This window comes from Streptomyces montanus (assembly GCF_005786655.1).
GTDB classification, from domain to species: domain Bacteria; phylum Actinomycetota; class Actinomycetes; order Streptomycetales; family Streptomycetaceae; genus Streptomyces; species Streptomyces sporangiiformans.
The window spans coordinates 29,590-53,325 of the sequence record NZ_VBZC01000058.1; the positions used below are offsets into that span (position 1 = coordinate 29,590).

The 23,736-nt window shown below is 70.7% G+C and carries 25 protein-coding genes and 1 riboswitch; of the genes, 14 read left to right on the top strand and 11 right to left on the bottom strand.

Translation table 11 applies throughout. The features are described from left to right. Nucleotides 1–48: 48 nt before the first annotated feature. The 5 genes from FE633_RS36895 (at nucleotide 49) to FE633_RS36915 (ending at nucleotide 4,470) form a co-directional block, all read left to right on the top strand. Nucleotides 49–492, top strand: a complete 444-nt coding sequence (locus FE633_RS36895; protein WP_119102952.1) for an SRPBCC family protein — start codon at nucleotides 49–51, stop codon at nucleotides 490–492. A 192-nt stretch (nucleotides 493–684) separates the two neighbouring features. Then, nucleotides 685–1,863, top strand: a complete 1,179-nt coding sequence (locus FE633_RS36900) for an ArsA family ATPase (protein WP_138049522.1) — start codon at nucleotides 685–687, stop codon at nucleotides 1,861–1,863. 173 nt (nucleotides 1,864–2,036) lie between these two features. Continuing rightward, nucleotides 2,037–2,546, top strand: a complete 510-nt coding sequence (locus FE633_RS36905; protein WP_138049523.1) for a DUF5304 domain-containing protein — start codon at nucleotides 2,037–2,039, stop codon at nucleotides 2,544–2,546. Nucleotides 2,547–2,599: 53 nt separating this feature from the next. Then, on the top strand, nucleotides 2,600–3,553 hold the full coding sequence (locus FE633_RS36910; RefSeq protein ID WP_138049524.1) for an ROK family glucokinase: 954 nt from the start codon (nucleotides 2,600–2,602) through the stop codon (nucleotides 3,551–3,553). A 164-nt stretch (nucleotides 3,554–3,717) separates the two neighbouring features. Further along, nucleotides 3,718–4,470 carry an endonuclease/exonuclease/phosphatase family protein gene (locus FE633_RS36915; protein ID WP_138049525.1) on the top strand — a complete coding sequence of 251 codons (753 nt, stop codon included), beginning with the start codon at nucleotides 3,718–3,720 and terminating at the stop codon, nucleotides 4,468–4,470. Nucleotides 4,471–4,520: 50 nt separating this feature from the next. On the opposite strand, the gene FE633_RS36920 is transcribed toward FE633_RS36915, so the two are convergent. Both FE633_RS36920 and FE633_RS36925 read right to left on the bottom strand, forming a co-directional pair. Beyond that, the gene (locus FE633_RS36920) at nucleotides 4,521–5,186 is read right to left on the bottom strand and encodes a hypothetical protein (RefSeq protein ID WP_138049526.1); all 666 of its coding nucleotides are present in this window, start codon (nucleotides 5,184–5,186) and stop codon (nucleotides 4,521–4,523) included. Continuing rightward, complete coding sequence (locus FE633_RS36925; RefSeq protein WP_138049527.1) at nucleotides 5,179–6,069, bottom strand: alpha/beta hydrolase; 891 nt, start codon at nucleotides 6,067–6,069, stop codon at nucleotides 5,179–5,181. Before FE633_RS36925 ends, FE633_RS36920 begins: the two co-directional genes overlap by 8 nt. A gap of 176 nt (nucleotides 6,070–6,245) precedes the next feature. Between FE633_RS36925 and FE633_RS36930 the strand changes: the two genes are divergently transcribed. From FE633_RS36930 to FE633_RS36945, 4 genes are all read left to right on the top strand, one after another. Continuing rightward, nucleotides 6,246–7,052, top strand: coding sequence for a lysophospholipid acyltransferase family protein (locus FE633_RS36930; RefSeq protein ID WP_171060278.1), 807 nt, complete (start codon nucleotides 6,246–6,248; stop codon nucleotides 7,050–7,052). A gap of 32 nt (nucleotides 7,053–7,084) precedes the next feature. Continuing rightward, entirely contained in the window at nucleotides 7,085–8,293 is a 1,209-nt protein-coding gene (gene macS / locus FE633_RS36935) for a MacS family sensor histidine kinase (RefSeq protein WP_425473276.1), read from the top strand. Nucleotides 8,294–8,378: 85 nt separating this feature from the next. Then, nucleotides 8,379–9,056 (top strand): response regulator, encoded by a 678-nt coding sequence (locus tag FE633_RS36940; RefSeq protein WP_138049530.1) that lies wholly within the window; start codon nucleotides 8,379–8,381, stop codon nucleotides 9,054–9,056. Between the two features lie 159 nt (nucleotides 9,057–9,215). Next, a complete protein-coding gene (locus tag FE633_RS36945) occupies nucleotides 9,216–10,244 on the top strand; it encodes a 6-phosphofructokinase (protein WP_138049531.1) in 1,029 nt (342 codons plus the stop codon). 213 nt (nucleotides 10,245–10,457) lie between these two features. Here the strand turns inward: FE633_RS36945 and FE633_RS36955 are convergent, their stop codons facing one another. Together FE633_RS36955 and FE633_RS49905 are read right to left on the bottom strand one after the other, a co-directional pair. Beyond that, nucleotides 10,458–12,344 (bottom strand): anthranilate synthase family protein, encoded by a 1,887-nt coding sequence (locus FE633_RS36955; protein ID WP_138049533.1) that lies wholly within the window; start codon nucleotides 12,342–12,344, stop codon nucleotides 10,458–10,460. Between the two features lie 119 nt (nucleotides 12,345–12,463). After that, entirely contained in the window at nucleotides 12,464–12,520 is a 57-nt protein-coding gene (locus FE633_RS49905) for a trp operon leader peptide (RefSeq protein WP_360166934.1), read from the bottom strand. 145 nt (nucleotides 12,521–12,665) lie between these two features. Between FE633_RS49905 and FE633_RS36965 the strand changes: the two genes are divergently transcribed. Continuing rightward, nucleotides 12,666–14,018 carry a class II 3-deoxy-7-phosphoheptulonate synthase gene (locus FE633_RS36965; RefSeq protein WP_119102979.1) on the top strand — a complete coding sequence of 451 codons (1,353 nt, stop codon included), beginning with the start codon at nucleotides 12,666–12,668 and terminating at the stop codon, nucleotides 14,016–14,018. A 155-nt stretch (nucleotides 14,019–14,173) separates the two neighbouring features. Then, complete coding sequence (locus FE633_RS36970; protein WP_138049535.1) at nucleotides 14,174–14,482, top strand: (2Fe-2S)-binding protein; 309 nt, start codon at nucleotides 14,174–14,176, stop codon at nucleotides 14,480–14,482. 78 nt (nucleotides 14,483–14,560) lie between these two features. Here FE633_RS36970 and bfr read toward each other — a convergent pair whose 3' ends face one another. Next, nucleotides 14,561–15,040 carry a bacterioferritin gene (gene bfr / locus FE633_RS36975; protein ID WP_138049536.1) on the bottom strand — a complete coding sequence of 160 codons (480 nt, stop codon included), beginning with the start codon at nucleotides 15,038–15,040 and terminating at the stop codon, nucleotides 14,561–14,563. Nucleotides 15,041–15,196: 156 nt separating this feature from the next. Here bfr and FE633_RS36980 point away from each other — a divergent pair, with 156 nt between their 5' ends. Then, nucleotides 15,197–15,829, top strand: coding sequence for a sulfite oxidase-like oxidoreductase (locus FE633_RS36980; protein ID WP_138049537.1), 633 nt, complete (start codon nucleotides 15,197–15,199; stop codon nucleotides 15,827–15,829). 36 nt (nucleotides 15,830–15,865) lie between these two features. Here FE633_RS36980 and FE633_RS36985 read toward each other — a convergent pair whose 3' ends face one another. From FE633_RS36985 to thiO, 6 genes are all read right to left on the bottom strand, one after another. Then, nucleotides 15,866–16,399, bottom strand: coding sequence for a DUF4396 domain-containing protein (locus FE633_RS36985; RefSeq protein ID WP_138049538.1), 534 nt, complete (start codon nucleotides 16,397–16,399; stop codon nucleotides 15,866–15,868). A 147-nt stretch (nucleotides 16,400–16,546) separates the two neighbouring features. After that, nucleotides 16,547–17,416, bottom strand: a complete 870-nt coding sequence (locus tag FE633_RS36990) for a deoxyribonuclease IV (RefSeq protein ID WP_138049539.1) — start codon at nucleotides 17,414–17,416, stop codon at nucleotides 16,547–16,549. Nucleotides 17,417–17,495: 79 nt separating this feature from the next. Continuing rightward, complete coding sequence (pknB, locus tag FE633_RS36995; protein WP_171060280.1) at nucleotides 17,496–19,460, bottom strand: Stk1 family PASTA domain-containing Ser/Thr kinase; 1,965 nt, start codon at nucleotides 19,458–19,460, stop codon at nucleotides 17,496–17,498. A gap of 172 nt (nucleotides 19,461–19,632) precedes the next feature. Beyond that, nucleotides 19,633–20,427 (bottom strand): thiazole synthase, encoded by a 795-nt coding sequence (locus tag FE633_RS37000; protein WP_138049541.1) that lies wholly within the window; start codon nucleotides 20,425–20,427, stop codon nucleotides 19,633–19,635. Nucleotides 20,428–20,430: 3 nt separating this feature from the next. Further along, on the bottom strand, nucleotides 20,431–20,631 hold the full coding sequence (thiS, locus tag FE633_RS37005; protein WP_138049542.1) for a sulfur carrier protein ThiS: 201 nt from the start codon (nucleotides 20,629–20,631) through the stop codon (nucleotides 20,431–20,433). Next, nucleotides 20,628–21,860, bottom strand: coding sequence for a glycine oxidase ThiO (gene thiO, locus FE633_RS37010; RefSeq protein ID WP_425473278.1), 1,233 nt, complete (start codon nucleotides 21,858–21,860; stop codon nucleotides 20,628–20,630). The genes thiS and thiO overlap by 4 nt, the downstream gene beginning before the upstream one ends. Next, nucleotides 21,858–21,971, bottom strand: a riboswitch (TPP riboswitch). It overlaps the preceding gene by 3 nt. A 52-nt stretch (nucleotides 21,972–22,023) precedes the next feature. Here thiO and FE633_RS37015 point away from each other — a divergent pair. Then, nucleotides 22,024–22,380, top strand: a complete 357-nt coding sequence (locus tag FE633_RS37015) for an avidin-fold protein (RefSeq protein ID WP_138049543.1) — start codon at nucleotides 22,024–22,026, stop codon at nucleotides 22,378–22,380. A gap of 67 nt (nucleotides 22,381–22,447) precedes the next feature. Further along, entirely contained in the window at nucleotides 22,448–23,677 is a 1,230-nt protein-coding gene (locus FE633_RS37020; protein WP_138049544.1) for an NAD(P)/FAD-dependent oxidoreductase, read from the top strand. Nucleotides 23,678–23,736 lie beyond the last annotated feature (59 nt).

The following is a 23,736-nucleotide window of genomic DNA, read 5'->3' on the forward strand; positions in this document are numbered from 1 at the left end:
ACCTGAGAAGTACCCCCTTTCCGGACCGCATCTGGAGGAGCCACGGCGATGGCGGAATACACCAGCTCGAGCATCACGATCGAGGCGGCACCGGCCGATGTCATGGGGGTGATCGCCGACTTCGCGCGCTACCCGGACTGGACCGGCGAGGTGAAGGAGGCGGAGGTACTCGCCCTCGACGACCAGGGCCGCGCCGAGCAGGTGCGCCTCGTCATGGACGCCGGCGCCATCAAGGACGACCAGACCCTGGCCTACACCTGGACCGGCGACCACGAGGTCTCCTGGACTCTCGTCAAGTCCCAGATGCTGCGGTCACTCGACGGCTCGTACATTCTCAAGCCCGCAGGGGCGGGCGCGACCGAGGTCACGTACCAGCTGACGGTCGACGTCAAGATCCCCATGCTCGGCATGATCAAGCGCAAGGCGGAGAAGGTCATCATCGACCGGGCCCTGGCGGGCCTGAAGAAGAGGGTGGAGGCCGGGGGCGAGTAGCCACCGCTGCCTACCGCCGGCTACCGCTGTGGGCACCCGTTCCGCTACCGCTGTGGGCAGTCGTTCCGCAGGGCGATGGGGGTCCCCCCTGCTCGAGCGAAGCCGAGAGCTTGGGGGAGGGTGGGCACAGCCCGACAACACCGGGCGCCGCTGCAAAACGGCTCAACCGTAAGTACCCCCCGAGCGGAGCGTATGCGCACCATCCTGATCACAGGCCCCGGCGGCAGCGGCCGCACCACGGTCGCCGCCACCACCGCCGTGAAGGCCGCCCGCCAGGGCACCCGCACGCTCGTACTGAGCGCGGACCTGACCGACAGCCTCGGCGCCGTCCTCGGCACGCCCACCGGCCGGGAACCCGTCGAAGTCGCCCCGGGGCTGACGGCCTGGCGTCCCGACGCCACGGACAGCTTCCGGGAGGACCTCCTCGCCTTCCAGGACCGCGCGGCCTCCGCCCTGGACCTGCTGGGTGCCACCCGCCTCGAATCCGAGGAACTCACCCCGCTCCCCGGTGCCGAGGAACTCGCCCTGCTGCGCGCCATGCGCGACGCGGCGACGGCCGAGACGCACGACCTGCTGGTCGTCGACCTGCCTCCCGCCCCGCAGGCACTCGCCCTGCTCGCGCTCCCCGAACAGCTGCGCCGCTATCTCCGCCGCCTGCTGCCCGCGGAGCGCCAGGCGGCGCGCGCCCTGCGCCCCGTCCTCGGCCGGCTCGCCGGTGTCCCGATGCCCGCGGACTGGCTGTACGAGACGGCCGCCCGCTGGGACCTCGAACTGGGCGCCGTCGAGGCGGTCATGGCGGACCGGGCGACGACCGTACGCCTGGTCGCCGAGCCGGGCCCGGCCGGCACCGACGCCGTACGCACCGCCACCACCGGCCTCGCGCTGCGCGGCCTGCGCGCCGATGCCCTGGTCGCGAACCGGGTCCTGCCCGACGCGTCCCCCGACACCTGGCTCGCGGCCCTCGCGGCCCAGCAGGGCAAGGCCCTGGACGAGTGGCGCGAGACGTACGACGTCTGTGAGGTCCCGCATCTCGGCCGCGATCCGCGCGGCACGGACGATCTCGCCGAGCTCCCCGTGCCCGGAGTCGGCGACGTCCCGCCGCCCGTCGCGTGGACGGTGGCCGACCGGCTCGCCGACGACGGCGTCGGCCGAGTCCTCGTATGGCACATCCCGCTCCCCGGCGCCGTACGCGAGGAGCTCGAGCTCATCCGGCGCGGTGACGAAGTCGTCGTCACCGCCGGGCAGTTCCGCCGGATCGTCCCGCTCCCGTCGGCCCTGCGCCGCTGCACCGTGGACGGCGCCGCCCTGCGCGACGGCGAACTGCGCATCCGTTTCGCACCCGACCCGGCCCTGTGGCCGCAGGACGGGTGACCACGTCCCGCCGTGCGTCCGGCCGGGTTCGGCCTGGTCCGGGTCGAGTCAGGCCGGGGCCCGCTCCCCTGGGGCCGGTGGCCGAGTCCCGATCCATGGGCGCGGGCACGGTGAACGGCGTCCCCCCGTTCGGGTAACGTCGAGTGGTACAGAGCCAATGCTTGGAGTCCGCCATGAGCGATGAGCGCCCCACGTCCGACGCCTCGGAGGACGCGCTCGACGGTGGGGGTCCCCGCTGGTCGAGCGAAGCCGGGGACCCGGGGGAGCGTGCGACCGACGCCGATGCCTGGGCCAAGGCGTGCGCGGAGGACCTCGCCGCGGAGAAGGCCCGCCGCCGCGGCCAGTACGGCCGGCCCCCGGGGTCGGCCGCCGAGGAGTTGCGCAAGCTGGTCGACACCGTCGCCGACAGGCTGTCCGGCCTGCAGTCGCCGCTGTTCGGCGCGGTGGCAGGCGGCGCCGCCCAGCAGATGGTGAACCAGGTGGTGCAGCAGGCCAAGGCCGCCGTCGAGCCCGTCATAGAGCGCAACCCCGACGTCTTCGACCACCTCGCCGCGGCCGGCTCCGAGTTGCTGGCCGCGTACCGCTCCGCGGTCGAGGCCCAGGAGCGACGCTGGACCCGCGACTCCGGCCCCGAGGGGCCCGGCGAGGAGTCCGGTCCCGGGGAACACATCGACCTGGACTGAAGCCGCTCGGGTACGGTTGGCCGTAGCGGGGCTCGACCGGAACTGAGGGATTCATGGGACTCACCATCGGCGTCGACATCGGCGGCACGAAGATCGCGGCCGGCGTGGTCGATGAGGAAGGCAACATCCTCTCGACCTTCAAGGTACCGACCCCCAACACGCCGCAGGCCATCGTGGACGCCATCGCCGCTGCCGTCGAGGGTGCCCGGGCCGGGCACGAGATCGTGGGCGTGGGCATCGGCGCCGCCGGATACGTCAACCGTCAGCGCTCCACGGTCTACTTCGCGCCGAACATCGACTGGCGGCAGGAGCCGCTGAAGCAAGAGGTCGAGCGCCGGGTGGGCCTGCCCGTCGTCGTGGAGAACGACGCGAACGCGGCCGCCTGGGGCGAGTACAAGTTCGGCGGAGGCAAGGGCCACCGCAACGTCATCTGCATCACCCTGGGCACCGGCCTGGGCGGCGGCATCATCATCGGCAACAAGCTGCGCCGGGGCCACTTCGGCGTCGCCGCCGAGTTCGGCCACATCCGGATGGTCCCGGACGGTCTGCTGTGCGGCTGCGGCAGTCAGGGCTGCTGGGAGCAGTACGCCTCCGGGCGCGCCCTCGTCCGGTACGCGAAACAGAGGGCCAACGCGACGCCCGAGAACGCGGAGCTCCTGCTCTCGCTCGGGGACGGCACCCCCGACGGCATCGAGGGCAAGCACATCTCGATGGCGGCGAGACAGGGCGACCCGGTGGCGGTGGACTCCTACCGCGAGCTGGCCCGCTGGGCCGGCGCCGGACTCGCCGACCTGGCCTCGCTCTTCGACCCTTCCGCGTTCATCGTCGGCGGCGGTCTCTCGGACGAGGGCGAGCTGGTCCTCGACCCGATCCGCAAGTCCTACCGGCGCTGGCTCGTCGGCGGCAACTGGCGCCCCGTCGCCGACGTCATCGCCGCCCAGCTCGGCAATGAGGCGGGCCTGGTCGGCGCCGCGGACCTGGCTCGGGAGCCGGACCCGATCATGTGAGACCCCGCCTTCGGGCGGCACCGGTCCGCCGTCGGGCGGCACCGGCGAGTGAACCGAAGCGGCGTTCCGGTGTCGAGAGCGCGAGCACGCTCGTGCTCTCGACACCGGCCGCAGCGCCTCGGAGAAGCACCGCGCCGGAAAAATTGCGGCGTATCTTGATCGGCATGGCGACGACCCCGCTGCCCAACGCCCGTACCGAGCCGGACGGTTCGGCCGTCATCCGGGTGCTGAGCTACAACATCCGCTCGATGCGCGACGACACCGCCGCCCTCGCCCGGGTGATCAGCGCCTGCGAACCCGACCTCGTACTGGTCCAGGAGGCGCCGCGCTTCTTCCGCTGGCGCAAGAAACTTGCCCGCCTCGCCGCCGCGTCGGGGCAGGTGATCCTGTCGGGTGGGGCCACCGCGTCGGGGCCCGCGCTGCTCTGTTCGCTCCGCGCGACGATCGAGCGGACCGAGGACGTACTGCTGCCGCTCACGCCGGGTCTGCACCGGCGCGGATTCGCCACGGCGGTCGTACGTTTCGGGGGCGCGCGGGTCGGCGTACTGAGCTGTCATCTGTCGTTGCAGAAGGACGAGCGGTACGAGCAGGGCGGCATGCTCCTCGACCGGCTGGCCGCGCTCGACGTCCCGTACGCGATCGCGGGCGGCGACCTCAACGAACGGCCGAACGGGCGCACGTTCCGGCGCCTCGCCGCCAGTCTTCAGGACTGCTGGGTGGCCGCTCCCTGGGGTGCCGAGTACACCTCGACGCCGACGGACCCCCACCAGCGCATCGACGCGATCTTCGCCACGAAGGGCATCGAGGTTCTCGGCTGCGGCGTGCCTCGCGCCGTCCCGGGAGTCACCGAGGCCGATCTGCGGGCGGCCACGGATCACCTGCCGGTGCTGGCCGCCCTGAGAATTCCCGTCGCCTAGGGCCATTGGGGCGACCGGAGTGTCGGAGGGCGCCGGTGCACTGCGAGGCGTCAGACCACGGCGCCGCGTCCCGGGTCGTCGTCGTCCTCGTCGTCGGGGCGCATCCGGACGACCAGCGTGACGAAGCCGCCGAGGAAGCCGCCGATGCCGAGGGTGGTCAGCCACCAGGTCATGTTCCAGCCGAGCAGGACGGCGAGCAGGAGCAGGATCGGGCCGCCGAGCACGGCGAGCCAGGCGAACTTGGCCGTGGTGTCCGCGGTGGGCAGCGGGGGCGGCTCGGGCGGCACGAAGTGGCCCTCGTCGTCCTCGTCGAAGTCGTCCTCGGCGGGCTCGGGCGTGCTGTAGTCACGGGGACCCGCGACGCCGGGCGCGAAGGCGACGGAGCTGCCGAGCGGCTTTCCGGACGCGGGCTCGTCTTCCGAAGCGGAGTCCTCGGCGTCCGCTTCGGTGTCCTCGGAGTCCTTGGCGCTCCTGGAGTCCCTGGCGCCCTTCGTGTCCTCGGTGTCCTTGGGCTTGGGGTCGTTGGTCTTCGGGTCCAGGAGTGCCAGGTCCTCCACCGACTTGAAGGGCTTGGCGCCGGGCGGGTCCGGCGGCTCCTCGCCGTACCCGGCGACGATCGCCGCCCACGCGGCATCCTCATCGAACGACGGGCCCTGCTCCTCGCCGGTCGGCGCGTCCTTCTCGTCGGGCTCGCGGTCCGCGTCGTGCTCAGCCACCAGTGGCCGTCCCTTCCTGCTGACCCACCTGACCCACCTGATCCACCCTGTCTGTCCCGTCCGCCTCGTCTGTCCCGTCGGCCTCGTCTGTCCCGTCGGCCTCGTCCGCCCGTCCCGACTCGGCCTCCTTGCCCGGGCCGGCCGTGATCCGGTCGACGAAGGCGAAGCTCTCCTCGAAAATCCGCTCCCTGTCGTGGTCCAACGTCGCCACGTGGTAGCTCTGTTCCAGCAGGATCTCCGTGACGTCCGTGGAAGACACCCGGCCGAGGACGCGCGCCGAGTCGGCGGGCGGTACGACATGGTCCTGGACGCTGTGCAGAAGCAGCATCGGCTGCGTGACCTGCGGCAGTTCGCCGTCGACCAGCCGGAAGAAGTTCCGCAGGGAGTGCGCGGCCTGCAGCGGCACCCGGTCGTAGCCGACTTCGACCTCGCCGTCCTTCGCGATGTCGCTGGTGATGCCCCTCGTCGTAGGCACGAAGTGCCTGAGTACCGGGAGGGCACGCGCCGACAGGCCGTGCACCTTGTTCGCCGGGTTGACGACGACGATGCCGCTGACCTCTTCCCCGTACTTGGCCGCGAGCCGCAGCGCGAGCGCGCCGCCCATGGACAGCCCGAAGACGAAGACCCGGGTGCAGCGCTCACGCAGGGCGCGCAGCTCGCGGTCCACCTCCGCGTACCAGTCCTGCCAGCCGGTGAGCCGCATGTCCTCCCAGCGTGTGCCGTGGCCCGGCAGCAGCGGCAACGAGACCGTCAGACCGCGCTCCGCCAGATGCTCCGCCCAGGGGCGCAGCGGCTGCGGGGAACCGGTGAAGCCGTGACAGAGGAGGACACCCACCTCTCCGCCCTCGTGGCGGTACGGCTCGGCTCCAGGAAGGACCGGCACCTTCGGTCTCCTGTTCATCGGAAAGGGGCGACGCGACGATCACCCCGAGACTTCGAGGCGTACTTCACCGTACGCGACGGCACTGACACCGACCAGGGCCGTCGGGCCCATTGGCAGCGCTCCGGGTTAAGGTCTGATCTACGGACACAGGAGGCACTCGGGTGATCTACGGCGCAATGAAGTTTTCCATCGGAGGGCCCCTGAAGCTCGCCTTCAGGCCCTGGGTGGAAGGCCTCGAGCACATTCCCGCCGAGGGCGCCGCCATCCTGGCGAGCAATCACCTGTCGTTCTCGGACTCGTTCTTCCTGCCCGCGGTCCTGGACCGCAAGGTGACCTTCATCGCGAAGGCCGAGTACTTCACGACGCCCGGCATCAAGGGCCGGATGACCGCCGCCTTCTTCAAGGGGGTCGGTCAGTTGCCGGTGGACCGCTCCGGAGCGCGTGGCGCGGGTGAGGCGGCGATCAAGAGCGGTATCGACGTCATCGAGCGCGGCGAGCTGTTCGGTATCTACCCCGAGGGCACGCGCTCGCCCGACGGCCGCCTCTACCGGGGCAAGCCCGGCGGCCTCGCGCGCGTGGCGCTCGCCACCGGCGCGCCGGTCATTCCGGTCGCCATGATCGACACCGAGAAGATCCAGCCGCCCGGCAAGGTCCTCCCGAAGCTGATGCGCCCGGGCATCCGCATCGGAAAGCCGCTGGACTTCAGTCGCTACCAGGGCATGGAACACGACCGGTTCGTGCTGCGTGCCGTGACCGACGAGGTCATGTACGAAATCATGAAGCTCTCCGGCCAGGAGTACGTCGACATCTACGCGACCGCCGCCAAACGGCAGATCGCGGAGGCGGCGAAGGCGGAGAAGCAGGCCCAGAAGCAGGCCGGTCAGGCGCGCAAGGAAGCCGAGAAGACGGCCGACAATTCGGCCGATAGGGACAACAAGGACGGCAAGGGCGACAAGGGCGAGCAGGAACGGTCCGGCTCCTAGACGCGTCCGTCTGGGGTGGGGGGATGGGGGACATGGCCAAGCGCGAGAGAGTCATGAGGATGTCGGTCGAGCAGCCGCTGTGGCGCGCGCTCACCGCCTACCGCGTACTGACGATGTGCTACGCGATCGGGCTCTTCGTCTCCGCGTACGACAAGTTCGCGCGGCCCCAAGTGGCCATCGCCTACCTCGCCGTGCTCTTCGTGTGGACCCTGGCGACCCTGCCCAAGGTCGCGGGCGCGGCGAGCTGCACCAAGCCGTTCCTCGCCGCCGACCTGACCGTCGCGCTCACTGGCATCCTGCTCACCCCGGTCGCGGACTCCCACGACCGGATCGTGGGCGGTGGCCCCACGCTGCCGTCGATATGGACCGCGGGCGCGGTCCTGGCGTACGCGATCAAGGGCGGCTGGCGCTGGGCCGCCTTCGCGTCGACGCTGGTCGGCATCGCCAACGTCGTGCAGCGCCAGGCCCTCAGCCAGGACACGCTCCACAACGTGCTGCTCGTCTGGGTCGCGTCCATCGCCATCGGGTACGTCGTCGAGGTCGCCCGCGCCTCCGAGCGCACCCTCGCCCGCGCCCTGGAGATCGAGGCCGCGACGCGCGAACGGGAGCGGCTGGCCCGCGACATCCACGACGGCGTCCTCCAGGTGCTCGCCATGGTGCAGCGGCGCGGCTCCGCGCTCGGCGGCGACGCCGCGGAGCTGGGCCGTATGGCGGGCGAGCAGGAGGTGGCGCTGCGCACGCTGGTCTCGGGCGGACTGCCGGCCTCCCGGATCTCTGAGGACGCGGCCCAGGGGGCGGTGGTGCGTGCGGTGGACGAGCCCGACGAGTCCGACGAGGACGGCCCCTGCGACCTGCGCGCGCTGCTCGCCCCGTACGCCACCGCGAAGGTGACCTTCTCCGAGCCGGGCGCCCCCGTGCCGCTCGCCCCGGCCGCGGCGAAGGAGCTGGCGGCCGCTGTCGGTGCCGCCCTCGACAACGTCCACCGGCACGCCGGCGAGGACGCCCGCGCCTGGATCCTCGTCGAGGACGAGCCGGACGCGGTGATCGTGACCGTACGCGACGACGGCCCGGGCATCCCGGAGGGCCGCCTGGCCCAGGCCGAGGGCGAGGGCCGCCTCGGTGTGGCCCTGTCCATCCGTGGCCGGCTCCGCGACATCGGCGGCACAGCCGACCTGATCTCGATCCCGGGCCAGGGCACCGAGGTCGAACTCAAGGTGCCGAAAGATTCAGGGGCGCGATGACGACGACGGCGGAGTCCGGGGTCCGTGGTGGAGGCGGGCCGGCGATGACAGAGGCGAGGGAAGCCATGGCGAAGGTGGAGTGGTGATGAGTGAGCAGCGGGGCCCGATCAAGGTCATGGTGGTGGACGATCACCCCATGTGGCGGGACGCGGTCGCCCGGGACCTGAGCGAGTCCGGCTTCGACGTGGTCGCCACGGCGGGCGACGGCGAGCAGGCGGTGCGCCGGGCCCAGGCCGCCGGCCCCGATGTCCTCGTGCTCGACCTCAACCTGCCCGCCAAGCCCGGCGTCCAGGTCTGCAAGGAACTCGTCGGAGGCAATCCCGCCCTGCGTGTCCTGGTCCTCTCCGCGAGCGGCGAGCACGCCGACGTCCTGGAGGCGGTCAAGTCCGGAGCCACCGGCTATCTGCTCAAGTCGGCCTCCACGGAGGAGCTGATCGACGCGGTGCGCCGCACGGCTGTCGGTGACCCCGTCTTCACGCCCGGCCTCGCGGGCCTGGTCCTCGGTGAGTACCGCCGCCTGGCCTCCGAGCCGGCCCCCGCCCCGGGAGCCGACGGGCCCAAGGCCCCGCAGCTCACCGACCGCGAGACCGAGGTGCTGCGCCTGGTCGCCAAGGGGCTGAGCTACAAGCAGATAGCCGAGCGCCTCGTCATCTCCCACCGCACCGTGCAGAACCATGTCCAGAACACCCTGGGCAAGCTCCAGCTGCACAACCGCGTGGAGCTGGTGCGGTACGCGATAGAACGCGGTCTCGACGACGAGTGAACACGCGTAAACCCAGTTGTCCGCGCTACACCTTCGAGTGAAGGCGGATGATCAACGCCCACACAATTCACCAGAATTGACCTCCCCTTCCCTGCCTGAGTGACCTGGATCACGATTAGCGTGAGCGTTACCAGGCAACCGCGGCGAAGGGACATTTCCATGCGGGTCGGAGTACTGACCGGAGGCGGCGACTGCCCCGGACTCAACGCCGTCATCCGGGGCATCGTGCGCAAGGGCGTACAGGAGTACGGCTATGACTTCACCGGCTTCCGGGACGGCTGGCGTGGTCCGCTCGAGGGCGACAGCATTCAGCTCGACATCCCGGCCGTGCGCGGCATCCTGCCCCGTGGCGGCACCATCCTCGGCTCCTCGCGCACCAACCCCCTCAAGGCCGAGAACGGCGTCCGCCGGATCAAGGAGAACCTCGCGAAGCAGGAGGTCGACGCGCTGATCGCGATCGGCGGCGAGGACACCCTCGGGTTCGCCGCCACTCTCTCGGACGACCACGGCGTCCCCTGCGTCGGCGTACCCAAGACCATCGACAACGATCTCTCGGCCACCGACTACACCTTCGGCTTCGACACGGCCGTCAACATCGCCACGGAGGCCATCGACCGCCTCCACACCACCGCCGAGTCGCATATGCGCGTCCTCGTCGTCGAGGTCATGGGCCGGCACTCGGGCTGGATCGCGATCCACTCCGGGCTCGCGGGCGGCGCGAACGTCATCCTCATCCCCGAGCAGCCCTTCGACCTCGACCAGGTCTGCGCCTGGGTCACGTCCCGCTTCAAGGCCTCGTACGCGCCGATCGTGGTGGTCTCCGAGGGAGCGAAGCCGCAGGACGGGGACGTGGTCCTCAAGGACGAGTCGCTGGACGACTTCGGACACGTCCGGCTGTCCGGGATCGGTGAGTGGCTGGCCAAGGAGATCGAGAAGCGCACCGGCAAGGAGGCCCGTACGACGGTCCTCGGTCATATCCAGCGCGGTGGCACTCCCAGCGCCTTCGACCGCTGGCTCGCCACCCGGTTCGGTCTGCACGCCATCGAGGCCGTCCGCGACGGCGACTTCGGCAAGATGGTCGCCCTGCGCGGCACCGACATCGTCCGCGTCCCGATCGCGGACGCCACGGCCCGCCTGAAGACGGTGGACCCGAAGCTGTACAAGGAGGTCGGCGTCTTCTTCGGCTGAGGCCGGGGGTTTTCGCCCCCGCCGCCCCCGCTCCTCAAACGCCGGACGGGCTGAGAATCAGCCCGTCCGGCGTTTGAGGACGAGGCCGTTCAGGCCGATACGGGGGTCTGGGGGCGGAGCCCCCAGGTACGGGATGATGGGGGTCCCCCCTGCTCGAGCGAAGCCGAGAGCTTGGGGGAGGGTAGGGGCGGCGGGGGCGAAGAACATCCCCCACTACACGGCGGGCCGGAACGTGTCGGCGCCCCGCAACCCGCCGATCAACTCCCGTACGACAGCCGCGCCGTTGAGACTCAGCACCGACTCCGGGTGGAACTGGACGCCGGCGAACCCGGGCCCGCGCAGCGCATGCACCTCCCCGGCGCCGCTGCGGCTCACCTCCACGTCACGGGCGGCCAGCCCCGTCGCGGTCTCGTCGTCGCAGTACGCCACGAAGCTGTTGTAGAAGCCGACGGTCTCCGTCCGCCCGAAGAGGTCGATGTCCGTCTGGGCACCCTGGTACGGGACGTCCTTCCGTACGATCTCCAGGCCCAGCTCTGCCGCGATCAGCTCATGACCGAGGCAGACGCCGAGCACTTGGTGACGGTGCCCGCGGATCACCTCGGCGGCGAGACCGCGCAGGAAGGCCATCTTGGGATCGGTCGTGTCCGAGGGATCGCCCGGACCGGGGCCGAGGATCAGCGGCCCCTCGTGCGCGAGGACGGCCTCCCGCAGCCCCGGAGCGTCGTACCGCCGCACGGTCACCTCCAGCCCCGACGAGCGCAGCACATGCGCCAACATCGCGGTGAAGGTGTCCTCGCCGTCGACGACCAGGGCATGCCCCTCCAACTCGGCCGCCCGCTCCTGCATCCGCAGCCAGAACGGCGCGAGCGAGGCACGGCGCCCGTCGAGCGCCGCCCGCACCCGCGGGTCGTCCGCCAGCCTCGGCCGAACGCCGTCCGTGTCCTGGCGGCCAGGACGTACCCCCAGCGCGGCCAGCACCCCCGCCGCCTTGGCGTGCGTCTCGGCGACCTCGCTCTCGGGAACCGATCCCCGTACCAGCGTGGCGCCCACCGGCACCTTCAGGCGGCCGCTCGCGTCAATGTCGGCGGTACGGATCAGGATGGGGGAGTCCAGTGTCTGCGCCCCGCCCGTGTCCCGGCCGAGGAGCGCCAGCGCCCCCGCGTAGTACCCGCGCCCAACACCGTCCCGCCCGAGGGGTTCGTACCGCTCGATCACCCGGCACGCGTTCTGCACGGGCGACCCGGTCACGGTCGCCGCGAACATGGTCTCGCGCAGGACGTCGCGCACGTCGAGCGAGGAGCGGCCCCGCAACTCGTATTCCGTGTGGGCGAGGTGGGCCATCTCCTTCAGCCGCGGCCCGATGACGACCCCGCCCATGTCGCCGACGGTGCACATCATCTTGAGCTCCTCGTCGACGACCATGGAGAGCTCCTCGATCTCCTTGCCGTCGGCGAGGAAGTCCAGCAGGTCCTCGGGGGTCGGCCCCTCGGCCGGATAGCGATACGTCCCGCTGATGGGGTTCATCACGACCGTCCCGCCGGACATCCGGACGTGCACCTCAGGGCTGGCCCCGACGAGCGTCCGCTCTCCTGTGTGCACCACGAAGGTCCAGTAGGCCCCCCGCTCGCCGACGAGCAGCCGGCGGAACAGGGCGAGCGCGTCGGCCCTGCCGAACCCCGGGATGTCGCCCTCGTACGTCCGCCGGATGACGAAGTTCGCGCCCTCGCCCTCGCCGATCTCCTCGCTCAGGACGCGCCCGACGATCTCCGCGTATCTGTCGTCGGTGACGTCGAAAGCCCCGCCCTCGACGCGCACTTCGTGCGACGGCAGCTCCGACAGGGCTTGTTCCAGCGGGAGTTCGTACCGCTCCTCGGCGGTCAGTACGGCGAGGGGCGTGCCGTCGTCGCGGACGTCGAAGCCGCGCTCGCGGATCTGGCGGAAGGGGATGAGGGCCAGGCCCTCGTCGGGGATGTCGGCGAGCCGTTCGTACGGGGTGACCGGGCCGACCAGGACTTCGACGGTGTGGTGGTCGTGGCCGGGGGTACGGCGGCGCAGCAGGGCGAAGGGCCGGTGATCGGCCAGGAGCTGAGCGATGAGCATGGGGTTCCTTCCTTCGTGGGAGGGAGGAACGGCCCGTGTCCGGCTGGTTCGGAAACCTGCTGGTGGAAACAGTGAAGGCCGCCCCTCGGGCGGCCTTCGCGATGTCTGGATACGCGCAGTCAGTGGGCCGCCGGACGAGCGGTCCACCACCAGGTCTGGTTGCTGTGCGCGAACATGCGCCGCACCCTACCCCATGCCCCGCCCGCTGCGCAGGGCTTCTCGGGGGCGTGCTCCGGAACCTGCCGCTCCGGTCGAGCGTCGGCTGTCTCAATTGATGAGCAGACGGCTGGACGCCCGACATGACCCCGTAATGTGGACGACGTGACCGTGAACGCTAAGTCCAGCGCGAGCGCTGGCAACACCTGGCGAGACCTGCCCGCGGCGCAGCAGCCCGAGTACCCCGACACCGAGGCTCTGCGCGCAGTGATCGCGGACCTCGAGTCGTATCCGCCGCTCGTCTTCGCGGGCGAGTGCGACCAGCTGCGCGCCCGGATGGGAGCCGTCGCCAAGGGCGAGGCGTTCCTGCTGCAGGGCGGCGACTGCGCCGAGGCCTTCGACGGCGTGTCGGCCGACCACATCCGCAACAAGCTCAAGACCCTGCTCCAGATGGGCGCCGTCCTCACGTACGCGGCCTCCGTGCCGGTCGTGAAGGTGGGCCGCATCGCCGGCCAGTACTCCAAGCCGCGCTCCAAGGGGACCGAGACCCGCGACGGCGTGACGCTGCCGACGTACCGCGGCGACTCCGTCAACGGCTTCGAGTTCACCGAGGCGGCCCGGGTGCCGGACCCCGAGCGGCTGAAGCGGATGTACCACGCCTCCGCCTCCACGCTGAACCTGGTCCGTGCCTTCACCACCGGCGGCTACGCCGACCTGCGTCAGGTGCACGCCTGGAACCAGGACTTCGTGAAGTCGTCCCCGTCCGGGCAGCGCTACGAGCAGCTGGCTCGCGAGATCGACCAGGCGCTGAACTTCATGCACGCCTGCGGGGCCGACCCGGAGGAGTTCAAGACCGTCGAGTTCTACTCCTCGCACGAGGCGCTGCTGCTCGACTACGAGTCGGCGCTGACCCGCGTCGACTCGCGCACCGGGCAGCTGTACGACGTCTCGGCGCACATGGTGTGGATCGGTGAGCGCACCCGGCAGCTGGACCACGCGCACATCGAGTTCGCCTCGAAGATCCGCAACCCGATAGGGATCAAGCTTGGCCCGACGACGACGGCCGAGGACGCGCTGGAGTACGTCGAGCGTCTCGACCCCGACCGTGAGCCGGGCCGGCTGACCTTCATCGTCCGCATGGGCGCAGACAAGGTCCGCGACAAGCTGCCCGAGCTGGTCGAGAAGGTCACCGCCTCGGGTGCCACGGTGGCCTGGGTCACGGACCCGATGCACGGCAACACCTTCGAGGCGGCCTCGGGTCACAAGACCCGCCGCTTCGACGACGTGCTGGACGAGGTGAAGGGCTTCTTCGAGGTCCACAAGGAGCTGGGCACCCACCCGGGCGGCATCCACGTCGAGCTCACCGGTGACGACGTCACCGAGTGCGTGGGCGGCGGCGACGAGATCTTCGTCGACGACCTGCACCAGCGCTACGAGACGGCCTGCGACCCGCGCCTGAACCGCAGCCAGTCCCTGGACCTGGCGTTCCTGGTGGCGGAGATGTACCGCGACCAGTAGCGCCGCCAGTAGCGCCGCCAGTGGCGGACCGGTGTTCGCCGGTGGTTGCACAGAAGCAAGCGGTGGGGCGCGGATCACATACGATCCGCGCCCCTCGCCCTTTTGCGGCCTTCCCGCGGCGGGTAAGGTTAGGTTAGCCTCACCGAAAAGTCGGGATGGCGCCTACGAATTCCGCCCAGGAGGTGAACCGCGTGTACGTCTGCAACTGCTTCGGGGTCACCGAGGCGCAGGTGAAGAAGCACGCGGCGGACGGCGCCTGCACTCCCCGCCAGATCGCGTCGGCCTGCAAGGCGGGCACCGACTGCGGCTCCTGCGTCCGGCGTATTCAGGCGCTGCTGGGCCGGTCCGCCTGCCCCCGCCGTGAGCCGGCCGACCAGGGCATGCCTGTTCTGACCGGGGTCGCGGAGGTTTCGGAGATCGCGGAGGCCGCCGAGCTGGACGAGGCGCTGCGCGAAGCGGCCTAGTCCCGCTCCCGCTCCTGCCGCCCCTGGGCCGCGGCTCGAAGATCACCGCTCGGAGATCACCGGCTCGGAGATCGCCGCTCAGCTGTCGGGCTGCTCGATGAGCTGGGCGATGTAGAGCGCCTCGCCGAGCTTCTCCACCAGCTCCAGCTGGGTGTCCAGATAGTCGATGTGATGCTCCTCGTCCGCGAGGATCGACTCGAAGATGTTCGCGGACGTGATGTCGCCCTTGTTCCGCATCACCTCGATCCCGCGCCTGAGGCGGTCGATCGCCTCGACCTCGACCTGCCGGTCCGCCTGGAACATCTCCGTGACCGTCTGCCCGACCCGGACATGGAAGAGCCGCTGGTAGTTCGGCAGGCCCTCCAGGAAGAGAATCCGGTCGGTGAGCACCTCCGCGTGCTTCATCTCGTCGAAGGACTCGGCCCGCGTGTACTTCGCGAGCTTGGTCCAGCCGAAGTTCTCCTGCATCTTCGCGTGCAGGAAGTACTGGTTGATCGCGGTGAGCTCGGCGGTCAGCTGCTCGTTGAGGAATTCAATGACCTCGGGGTCGCCCTGCATCGCAAAGGCTCCTTCCAAGCGGGGGGACTGGCAGGATGCCGCGCATGATTGCATCGGCGCCGAGGGCTGGTCCAGTAAGTGCAGGCTTAGTAGGAGTTGCCCGAATCGGGACAGGCCTGGTCATCTGCACCGTCATTGGTCTGTCAGGATGGAGGTATGGGGCAGCCGGTGGAGCGCGAATCTGGAGACGCGGCACAGTCACAGCTTCCGCCAGGACAGCGACTGCAACGCGGCTGGCCGGTCACGCACTACGGACCCGTACCCAAGTTCCGCCCCGAGCGCTGGGAATTCAGGGTCTTCGGCGCGACCGCCGACGGCGAGAAGCACTGCTGGAACCATGAGGAGTTCTCGGCCCTGCCGTACGCCACGGTCGTGGCCGATCTGCACTGCGTGACGAAGTTCAGCATGGTCGGCGCCGAGTGGGGCGGCATTCCGGCCCGTACGATCCTGGAGATCGCGCCGCCCGCGCCCAGCGTCACCCATGTGATGGTCTGGGCCGAGTACGGCTTCAGCTCGAACCTTCGCCTCGCCGACTTCGCGTCGGAGCGCACGATCTTCGCCACCCACAAGGACGGCGAGCTGCTCACCGCGGAGCACGGTTTTCCGCTGCGCCTGGTGGTGCCCCATCTGTACGCCTGGAAGGGTCCCAAGTGGGTCCGGGGCGTTGAGTACATGACCGCCGACCGCCGTGGCTTCTGGGAGGAGCGCGGCTATCACAACCTCGGCGATCCCTGGCGTGAGCAGCGCTACTCGTACCAGGAAGAGCCCGGGGACGGCCCCGAGCTCTGATTCCTGTCGTCTTCCCCCCGCGTCGGTGCCCGTGCGTCAGTGGTGGTACTGGTGCACCACCGCGTGGCCCCTGCCGCGGCCGATCATCCACTTGTTCACGGGCAGGGTGATCACGAAGGCGGCTGCCAGTGCGATGGCCAGGACCCACCAGAACATCGCGTCCGCGAGATGGGCGTCCATCGCACCCGGCCAGAAGGCGATCACGCCGTTGTCGATGAGTTCCATCACGGTGATGGAGAGGGTGTCCGCGGCGAGGGCGACCCGGATCGCGGCCTTCAGTCCGACGTTGGCCTTGAGCACGCCGCGCAGCGTGAGCGAGTAGCCGAAGAAGAACGCCAGCACGATCGCCAGGATCATCGTCGGCATGTTGCCCCAGCCCAGCGCGGTGCCGATCACCATGCCGAGCACCTCGCCGATGGCGCACCCGGTGAGGCAGTGGAGGGTCGCCTGTGCGGCCATGGACCAGCTGACCTTGCCCATGCCGTGTGCGTGCGCGTCGTGCGCGTGCCCCTCGTGGGTGTTCCCGTGCTGCGCGTGCTCGGCATTCGTGTCGTGCGTGTCGTGCTGCATGAGTAGCCCCCAAAGGCCCGGTAGCGGTTCCTGCCACTGCGGTAACCATATACCCCCTAGGGGTATTCCCTCAAGAGGCGTGCCCGCTGCCGGAGGTACACGAGTTCTGCCGGAGGTACGCGAGGTCTTCGGAGCTTCCGGCCTGGGTCAGGCGTCGCGGAGCTTCTTGAGCCGTTCCACGTCCATCGCGTGCCCTTCCTTCCCGCCGGGCGTCTCGATGATCAGCGGTACGCCCTCCGTGGCGGGGTGGGTCATCAGGGCACGGAAGGGGTCCTCGCCGATGTGGCCGGCGCCGATGTTCTCGTGGCGGTCCTTGTGGGCGCCGACCACGTCCTTGGAGTCATTGGCGTGGATCAGCTTCAGACGCCCCTCGCCGACGGTCTCCACCAGCAGGTCGAGGGTCTGGTGCATTCCTGAGGGCCCGGTGAGGTCATGACCCGCCGCGAAGATGTGGCAGGTGTCCAGGCAGACGCCCAGCTTCGGGTGGCCGTCGAGGGCCTCGAAGTACGGCCCGAAGTCCCAGGTGCGGGAACAGAGCGAGGCGCCCTGCCCGGCGGTCGACTCGAGCAGGAGGTACGGGTCGTCGTCGTGGGTCAGCTCGTCGAGCAGCGGCAGCATGTACGCGCGTACCTGCTTCAGCGCGACCGCCCGTTCCCGCCCGCCGGTCGCCGAACCGGTGTGCACGACGACTCCCAGCGCTCCGATCTCGCGCCCGCGGCGGAGCGAGTGCCGCAGCGACTCCACCGACCTCTCGACGGTCGCCTCGGTGTGCGAGCCGAAGTTGATCAGATAGGGCGCGTGAACGTAGGCGGGGATCGCCCCGGCGGCGCAGGCCGCACGGAACTCCTCGTCCTGACGCGGGTTCCCCGGCGGTGTCGCCCAGCCGCGCGGGTTGGCGACGAAGACCTGAACGGTCTCGGCGGCCAGGTCGCGCGCGTACGAGAGCCCTACGGAGGCGAGGCCACCGGCCACGGGGACGTGGCCGCCGACGGGGTTGCGGGACTGCTGAATGCTCACCCGCTCAGGGTGTCACGAGGTCTCCGGCGGTCCGGCGGCGGATGGCCGCTCCGCTCGCTCGGCCGCCGGTACGCGAACGTCAGCCGATCTCGATGGTGATCGTCGAGCCCTTCGGTGCCGTGTCCCCGCCGTCCACCGACTGGCCCTCGACCGTGTCTCCGAAGAGCCCGAGCAGACCGCGGTCCTCCTTGACCTGGAAGCCGGCGTCCTCCAGCTCCCGCTTCGCGTCGTCGACCTTGTCACCCACGACGTCCGGGACCTCGACCATCTCCGGGCCCTTGGAGATCGTCAGCGTGACGGTGTCGCCCGTGGCCACCTGGCGGCCGTCACCCGGTGTCTGCGCGGCGACCTGGCCCGCGTCGAACTCGGAGTTGACCCGCTCGGTGGCGACCTTGACCTTCAGGCCCGCGTCCGTCAGCTCCTGACGCGCGTCGGCGAGGTCGTCGCCCCTGAGGTCGGGCACGTCCACCGGGCTGCCCCGGCTGACGGTGAGCGCGATGGCCGAGCCGGCGCGGCGATCGGTGCCCGCACCCGGGTCCGTGCTGATCACAGAGCCACGGGGGACGTCCTCGCTGAAGGACTTGGTGATCATGCCTGCCGCCAGGCCCTCGTTCTTCAGCCGCTCCTTGGCCTTGCTCAGCTTGTAGCCCTTGAGATCCGGTACTCGTACGGTCTCCGGGCCCCTGGAGATCGTCAGCGTCACCGAGTCGTTGTCGCGGATCCGGGCGCCCGTCTTGGGGTCGCTGCTGATGACCGTGCCGCGCTCGACCGTGTCGCTGTACTCCCGCTTGATCTGCTTCACATCGAGCCCGGCGTTCGCGAGGCGCTGCTTCGCATTCGCCTCGGTCATCGTCAGCACCGGCGGGACCTTGGTGAACTGGCCGGAGTTGATGTACCAGACGCCCGTGCCGACACCGAGGATCAGCAGCACCGCGGCGACGATCGCGAGCATCCCGCGCCGGGGGCGCCGGGGGGCGCGGCGGCGTGATGGAGCGGAAGGCGGCGGCGGTTCGAGGAGACTCGTGTGGTGAACCGCGCGATCGCGCCCACCCCCGCCCCCGTCCCCGTGCTCGCCGTCGTCCTCGTTCACGGGCAGCGGGCGTGGCACGGACAGCGAGCGCGGGATCACGCTCGTACGGTCCTCGGCGTTGTCGTGATCCACGGCGAGGGCCTGCGGCGGTACGGCGTCCAGCTGGGCGGCGCTCAGCCCGCTCCGCGCGTCCCGGACGTGCGCGAGCAGCGCCACCGCGTCGTGCGGGCGTACGTCCGGGGTGCGCGCGGTCGCCGACGCGACCAGCTCGTCCAGGGCGTAGGCCATGCCGGGCACCGCCGCCGACGGCGGCGGGACGTCTTCGTGGAGGTGCTTGTAGAGCACCAGCGCGGGTGAGTCGCCCAAGTGCGGCCGGTCTCCGGTCAGCATCTCGTAGAGGACGATTCCGCACGCGTACACGTCGACCCGTGGATCGGCCGTGCCGTGTTCGATCTGCTCCGGGGCGAGATACGACACCGTCCCGAGGACGGCCCCGGTCGTGTTGGTGACCGTGTCCACGGCCCGTACGAGTCCGAAGTCCGCGACCTTGACGCGGCCGTCGTCCCCTATCAGGACGTTCTCCGGCTTCATGTCGCGGTGTACGAACCCGGCGCGGTGCGCGGCGCCGAGCGCGGCGAGTACCGGCTCCAGGATGTCGAGCGCGGCCCGGGGCTGCAGCGCGCCGCGCTCGCGCAGCACGTCACGGAGGGTGCATCCGGCGACGTACTCCATCGCGAGATAGACGTACGCGCCGTCCGTGCCCTGGTCGAAGACCTGCACCACATTGGGGTGCGCGAGCCGGGCCACCGACTTGGCCTCGCGGATGAACCGGTCGACGAACGTGGCGTCGGCGGCCAGTGTCGGATGCATCACCTTGAGCGCGAGCACGCGGTCGAGGCGGGTGTCCACAGCCCGGTAGACCGTGGCCATCCCGCCGACCGCGACCCGTGCGTCGATGCGGTAACGGCCGTCGAGCACCTGCCCGACCAACGGGTCCTGAAGGGTCGTATCCACGCAGGTGAGTGTACGAGCCGACACTGTCAGCCCCGTCCGTTCGGTCGAGATCGGAGCGGGACTGCAGCTGACCTGTGACGCTGCCGCGCCCCTTCAGGAGCGCGGGGAACCGCGCGACCAGCCACGACGGGCCCGCAGTCGAAAGCGAACCCGCCCCATCCACCCGCGGTGGTCAGAAGGCGGGCCGCTCCGGGTCCAGGCGGGCCACGCCCTCCGCGGGAGAGGACGCCTCGGCGAAGTGACGCCGAGGAATACGCCCCGCGAGCCGCGCCAACCGCCCCGCCTCGACCCCATGCCGCATCGCCGCGGCCATCAACTCCGGTTCCTGCGCCCGCGTCACCGCCGAGGCCAGCATCACCCCCGCACACCCCAGCTCCATGGCGAGGGCGGCGTCGGACGCCGTACCGGCCCCGGCGTCCAGAATGACCGGGACGCGCGCGTGCTCCACGATCAGCTGGAAGTTGTGCGGGTTGCGGATCCCGAGCCCGGAGCCGATGGGCGAGCCGAGCGGCATGATCGCGGCGCAGCCGACGTCCTCGAGCTTCCGTGCGAGAACGGGGTCGTCGTTCGTGTACGGCAACACGGTGAAACCGTCGTCGACCAAGGTCTCCGCGGCGTCGAGCAGTTCGATGGGATCGGGCAGCAGCGTGCGCTCGTCGGCGATGACCTCCAGCTTGATCAGGTCGGTGCCGAGGGCTTCGCGCGCGAGGCGGGCCGTCAGGACCGCCTCTCCGGCCGTGTAACAGCCCGCCGTGTTCGGCAGCACACGGATGCCGAGCCGGTCGAGCACGGAGAGCACCGAGCCCTGCACCGAAGCGTTGACGCGGCGCATCGCGACCGTCGTCAACTCCGTACCGGACGCGACGAGCGAGCGCTCCAGCACATCGAGGCTGGGCGCGCCGCCGGTGCCCATGATGAGGCGGGACGTGAACGACGTACCGCCGAGGAGGAAGGGATCGTCGGCCATGGGTCAGCCTCCTTGGACGGCGGTGAGGACCTCGACGCGGTCTCCCTCGGAGAGGGGCGTGCTCGGCCACTGCGCGCGCGGGACGACGGTTTCGTTGAGCGCGGCGGCGACTCCGGAGGGGGCCGTGGTGAGACCGGCGACGAGCGTGTCGAGGGCGGTGTCCGCGGCGATCTCCTGCCGCTCACCGTTGACGATGATGTTCATGCGGGCTGCTCCGTGAGGGCGGTGCTGAAGCGCTTGGGAGTGAAGGGACCGGCCTCGTCCGGGAGTTCACCGGTGGTCAGGACGTGCGCCATGGCGTCGCCCGTGACGGGTGTGAGCAGCACGCCGTTGCGGAAATGGCCGGTGGCCAGCAGCAGGCCGTCCAGCTCCGTCGGACCGAGCATGGGCGCGTTGTCGGGGGAGCCCGGACGCAGGCCCGCCCGGGTCTCGGTGAGCGGCAGTTCTGTGATCCCGGGGACCAGCTCGTGGGCGTCACGCAGCAGTTCGTACACGCCGCCCGCGGTCACCGTCGTGTCCCAGCCCAGTTCCTCACTCGTCGCGCCGATGACCAGCTCGCCGCTCTCGCGCGGCACCAGGTAGACATGGCTGCCCCGGACGACGGCGCGCACGGTCCGGCTCAGGAACGGCGCGTGCCGCTTCGGCACGGTCAGCCGCAGCACCTGGCCCTTCACCGGCCGTACCGGCGGCAGCACGTCGTCCGGTACGCCCGCGAGCTGCCCGCTGAGGCTGCCCGCGGCGAGGACGACCTGGCCCGCGGCCAACTCCGTGCCGTCGGTGGTGACGATCCCCGTCGCCCGGCCCCTTGCCACGCTGAGCCGCCCGGCCCAGGCCCGGTGGAAGACCACTCCGGCCCGCTCGCACGCCACGACCAGCGCCTTGGCGAGCCGCCGCGGATCGACCTGGTGGTCGCCGTCGACCCTGAGCCCTCCGCGCACGCCCGGCGCGAGCATCGGCTCCAGGCGCCGGCATTCGCGCCCGTTCAGCCACTCCGAATCCAGGCCCGACTGGCGTTGCAGGGCGTGCAGTTCACGCAGATGGGCGCGGTCGTCGGCGTCGAGTGCCACGGCGAGCGTGCCGCACTGGCGGTAGCCGAGGTCGTGGCCCGTCGCCTCGGTCAGCTCGGCGGCGAACTCCGGATAGCGGCGGGCCGAGGCCAGGTTGAGGCCGAGCAGGGTCTGCTCGCCGTAGTGGAGTTCGGTGACGGCGGCCAGCATCCCGGCCGCCACCTGGGCCGCTCCGCCGCCCGGTTCGGGGTCCACGATCGTGGTGGCGAACCCGCGTTGCGCGGCCCGCCAGGCCGTCACCAGACCGATGATTCCGCCCCCGATGACCAGGACGTCTGATGTGCCTGACGGCGCGTGCGATGTGTGCGATGCCTGCGGTGTGTGCGATGCGTGCGGCGCGTGCGATGCGTTGGAAATACGCGACATGGGCGTCCAGCCCCTCCCTTCGCCGGCATGACCCGGATCAGGTTCGTACGGTCGGAGGCCGTCCCAGCCTCCCTCTCAGCCCGGTGCGTCCGGACTCCCGCGAGTGCTCTAGGTTGGCCACCCTAGCTCTTGGTCCAGCGCCTCAGTAAGGGAGCCCTTTGTCATGGCCCGGTCTCTAGACGGCCTCGTACTCGCCCCGGTCGCGGACCAGGCCCCAGGTCAGGTGGGTACCCGGACGCGCTTCACGTACCACGAGAAGGACGGCGAGATCTGGGCGGACTACACGGGCGGCGACGTCGTACGCGGCCACCTCGTGGGTACCCGTCGGGGTGACCGCCTCGACTTTCGCTATGTGCAGCTCAAGCGGGACGGCACGACCTCCTCGGGGCACTGCGTGTCCCAGGTCGTCGAGTCGGCCGACGGGCGCGTGCGCCTGGAGGAGACGTGGGAGTGGGAGTCGCAGGCGGGCAGCGGGACAAGTGTGGTCGAACAGGTCGAACGCGGCCCCGACGGTGACTGACGGCTGTGCAACACGTCACTGATCGCGCCCACTGACTGACAAAGCGTCAGCTGTCTATGGTGATCAGGTGAGCGAGCAGACACGGGAACAGGGGCGGACGGCGCGACGCAGCGTCGTGATCGTCGGCGCGGGCATGGCCGGGGTGCAGACCGCGGTCGCCCTGCGCGAGCGGGGTTTCACCGGCACCGTGACCCTGATCGGCGCGGAGCCGCATCAGCCGTACGATCGGCCGCCGCTCTCCAAGGCCGTCCTGCTCGGCAAGGCCGAGGGCTCCGCCTTCGACGTCGACTTCGAGGCGCTGGGCGTCGAGCTGCGGCTGGGGCGGGAGGTGACCGGCCTACGACCCCGCGACCACGAGCTCGACACGGCCACCGGGCCCGTTCCCTACGAGGTCCTGGTCCTTGCCACCGGCGCCGAGCCGATGAGGCTGCCGGGCGCCGAGGGCATCCCCGGTGTCCACCTCCTGCGCACGCTGGACGACGCGGAGCGGCTGCGGCCCGTACTGGCCCGCCAGCACGACATCGTCGTCGTGGGCGCGGGCTGGATCGGCGCCGAGTTCGCCACGGCGGCCCGTGAGGCCGGGTGTGCGGTGACCGTCGTCGAGGCTGCCGACCGACCGCTCGCCGGCGCGCTGCCCGCCGAGGTGGCCGCCCCCATGGCCGCCTGGTACGCGGACAGCGGCGCCTCGTTGCGTACCCACGCGCGCGTGGAGCGCATCGAGCCCGGCGTGGTGGTGCTGGACGACGGCTCGCGGCTGCCCGCGGGTGCCGTCGTCGTCGGCATCGGGGCGCGGCCCGCCACGGCCTGGCTGACCGGGTCCGGGATCGAGCTCGGCGCCCATCGCGAGGTGGTCGCGGACCACCACCTGCGCACGTCCGTCCCGGATGTGTACGCGGTCGGCGACTGCGCCTCCTTCCCTTCGGGAAGGTATGGCGAGCGCCTTCTGGTCCACCACTGGGACAACGCCCTCCAGGGCCCCCGCACGGTCGCGGCGAACATCATCGGCGAGACACCCGCGGTGTACGACCCCGTCCCGTACTTCTGGTCCGAGCAGTTCGGCCGCTTCGTGCAGTACGCGGGCCACCACGCGCGCGCGGACGCCACGGTCTGGCGCGGCGACCCGACGGGGCCGGCCTGGTCGGTGTGCTGGCTCAGGGAGAACCGGCTGGTCGCCGTGCTAGCGGTGGGCCGGCCGCGGGATCTGGCGCAGGGACGCAAGCTGATCGAGGCGAGCGTCCCGATGAACCCGGATCTGCTCTCGGACGCCTCGCGGCCCTTGAAAGCGGCGGTGGCGTAACCCGCGGCGTCCGGCGAACGGCCCAGGCAGGACGGGTTCGGCTTCCGAGTGTCAGTCCG

Bases quoted from the DNA above. Each gene is read 5' to 3' on its own strand.
- FE633_RS36945 (WP_138049531.1), top strand. From the start codon at position 9,216: ATGCGGGTCGGAGTACTGACCGGAGGCGGCGACTGCCCCGGACTCAAC.
- macS (WP_425473276.1), top strand. From the start codon at position 7,085: ATGGCCAAGCGCGAGAGAGTCATGAGGATGTCGGTCGAGCAGCCGCTG.
- FE633_RS36970 (WP_138049535.1), top strand. From the start codon at position 14,174: ATGGCGCCTACGAATTCCGCCCAGGAGGTGAACCGCGTGTACGTCTGC.
- FE633_RS36910 (WP_138049524.1), top strand. From the start codon at position 2,600: ATGGGACTCACCATCGGCGTCGACATCGGCGGCACGAAGATCGCGGCC.
- thiO (WP_425473278.1), bottom strand. From the start codon at position 21,860: ATGTCGCGTATTTCCAACGCATCGCACGCGCCGCACGCATCGCACACA.
- thiS (WP_138049542.1), bottom strand. From the start codon at position 20,631: ATGAACATCATCGTCAACGGTGAGCGGCAGGAGATCGCCGCGGACACC.
- FE633_RS37000 (WP_138049541.1), bottom strand. From the start codon at position 20,427: ATGGCCGACGATCCCTTCCTCCTCGGCGGTACGTCGTTCACGTCCCGC.
- FE633_RS36980 (WP_138049537.1), top strand. From the start codon at position 15,197: ATGGGGCAGCCGGTGGAGCGCGAATCTGGAGACGCGGCACAGTCACAG.
- FE633_RS36900 (WP_138049522.1), top strand. From the start codon at position 685: ATGCGCACCATCCTGATCACAGGCCCCGGCGGCAGCGGCCGCACCACG.
- FE633_RS36930 (WP_171060278.1), top strand. From the start codon at position 6,246: ATGAAGTTTTCCATCGGAGGGCCCCTGAAGCTCGCCTTCAGGCCCTGG.
- FE633_RS36915 (WP_138049525.1), top strand. From the start codon at position 3,718: ATGGCGACGACCCCGCTGCCCAACGCCCGTACCGAGCCGGACGGTTCG.
- FE633_RS36955 (WP_138049533.1), bottom strand. From the start codon at position 12,344: ATGCTCATCGCTCAGCTCCTGGCCGATCACCGGCCCTTCGCCCTGCTG.
- FE633_RS37015 (WP_138049543.1), top strand. From the start codon at position 22,024: ATGGCCCGGTCTCTAGACGGCCTCGTACTCGCCCCGGTCGCGGACCAG.
- FE633_RS36895 (WP_119102952.1), top strand. From the start codon at position 49: ATGGCGGAATACACCAGCTCGAGCATCACGATCGAGGCGGCACCGGCC.
- bfr (WP_138049536.1), bottom strand. From the start codon at position 15,040: ATGCAGGGCGACCCCGAGGTCATTGAATTCCTCAACGAGCAGCTGACC.
- FE633_RS36940 (WP_138049530.1), top strand. From the start codon at position 8,379: ATGAGTGAGCAGCGGGGCCCGATCAAGGTCATGGTGGTGGACGATCAC.
- FE633_RS36985 (WP_138049538.1), bottom strand. From the start codon at position 16,399: ATGCAGCACGACACGCACGACACGAATGCCGAGCACGCGCAGCACGGG.
- FE633_RS36905 (WP_138049523.1), top strand. From the start codon at position 2,037: ATGAGCGATGAGCGCCCCACGTCCGACGCCTCGGAGGACGCGCTCGAC.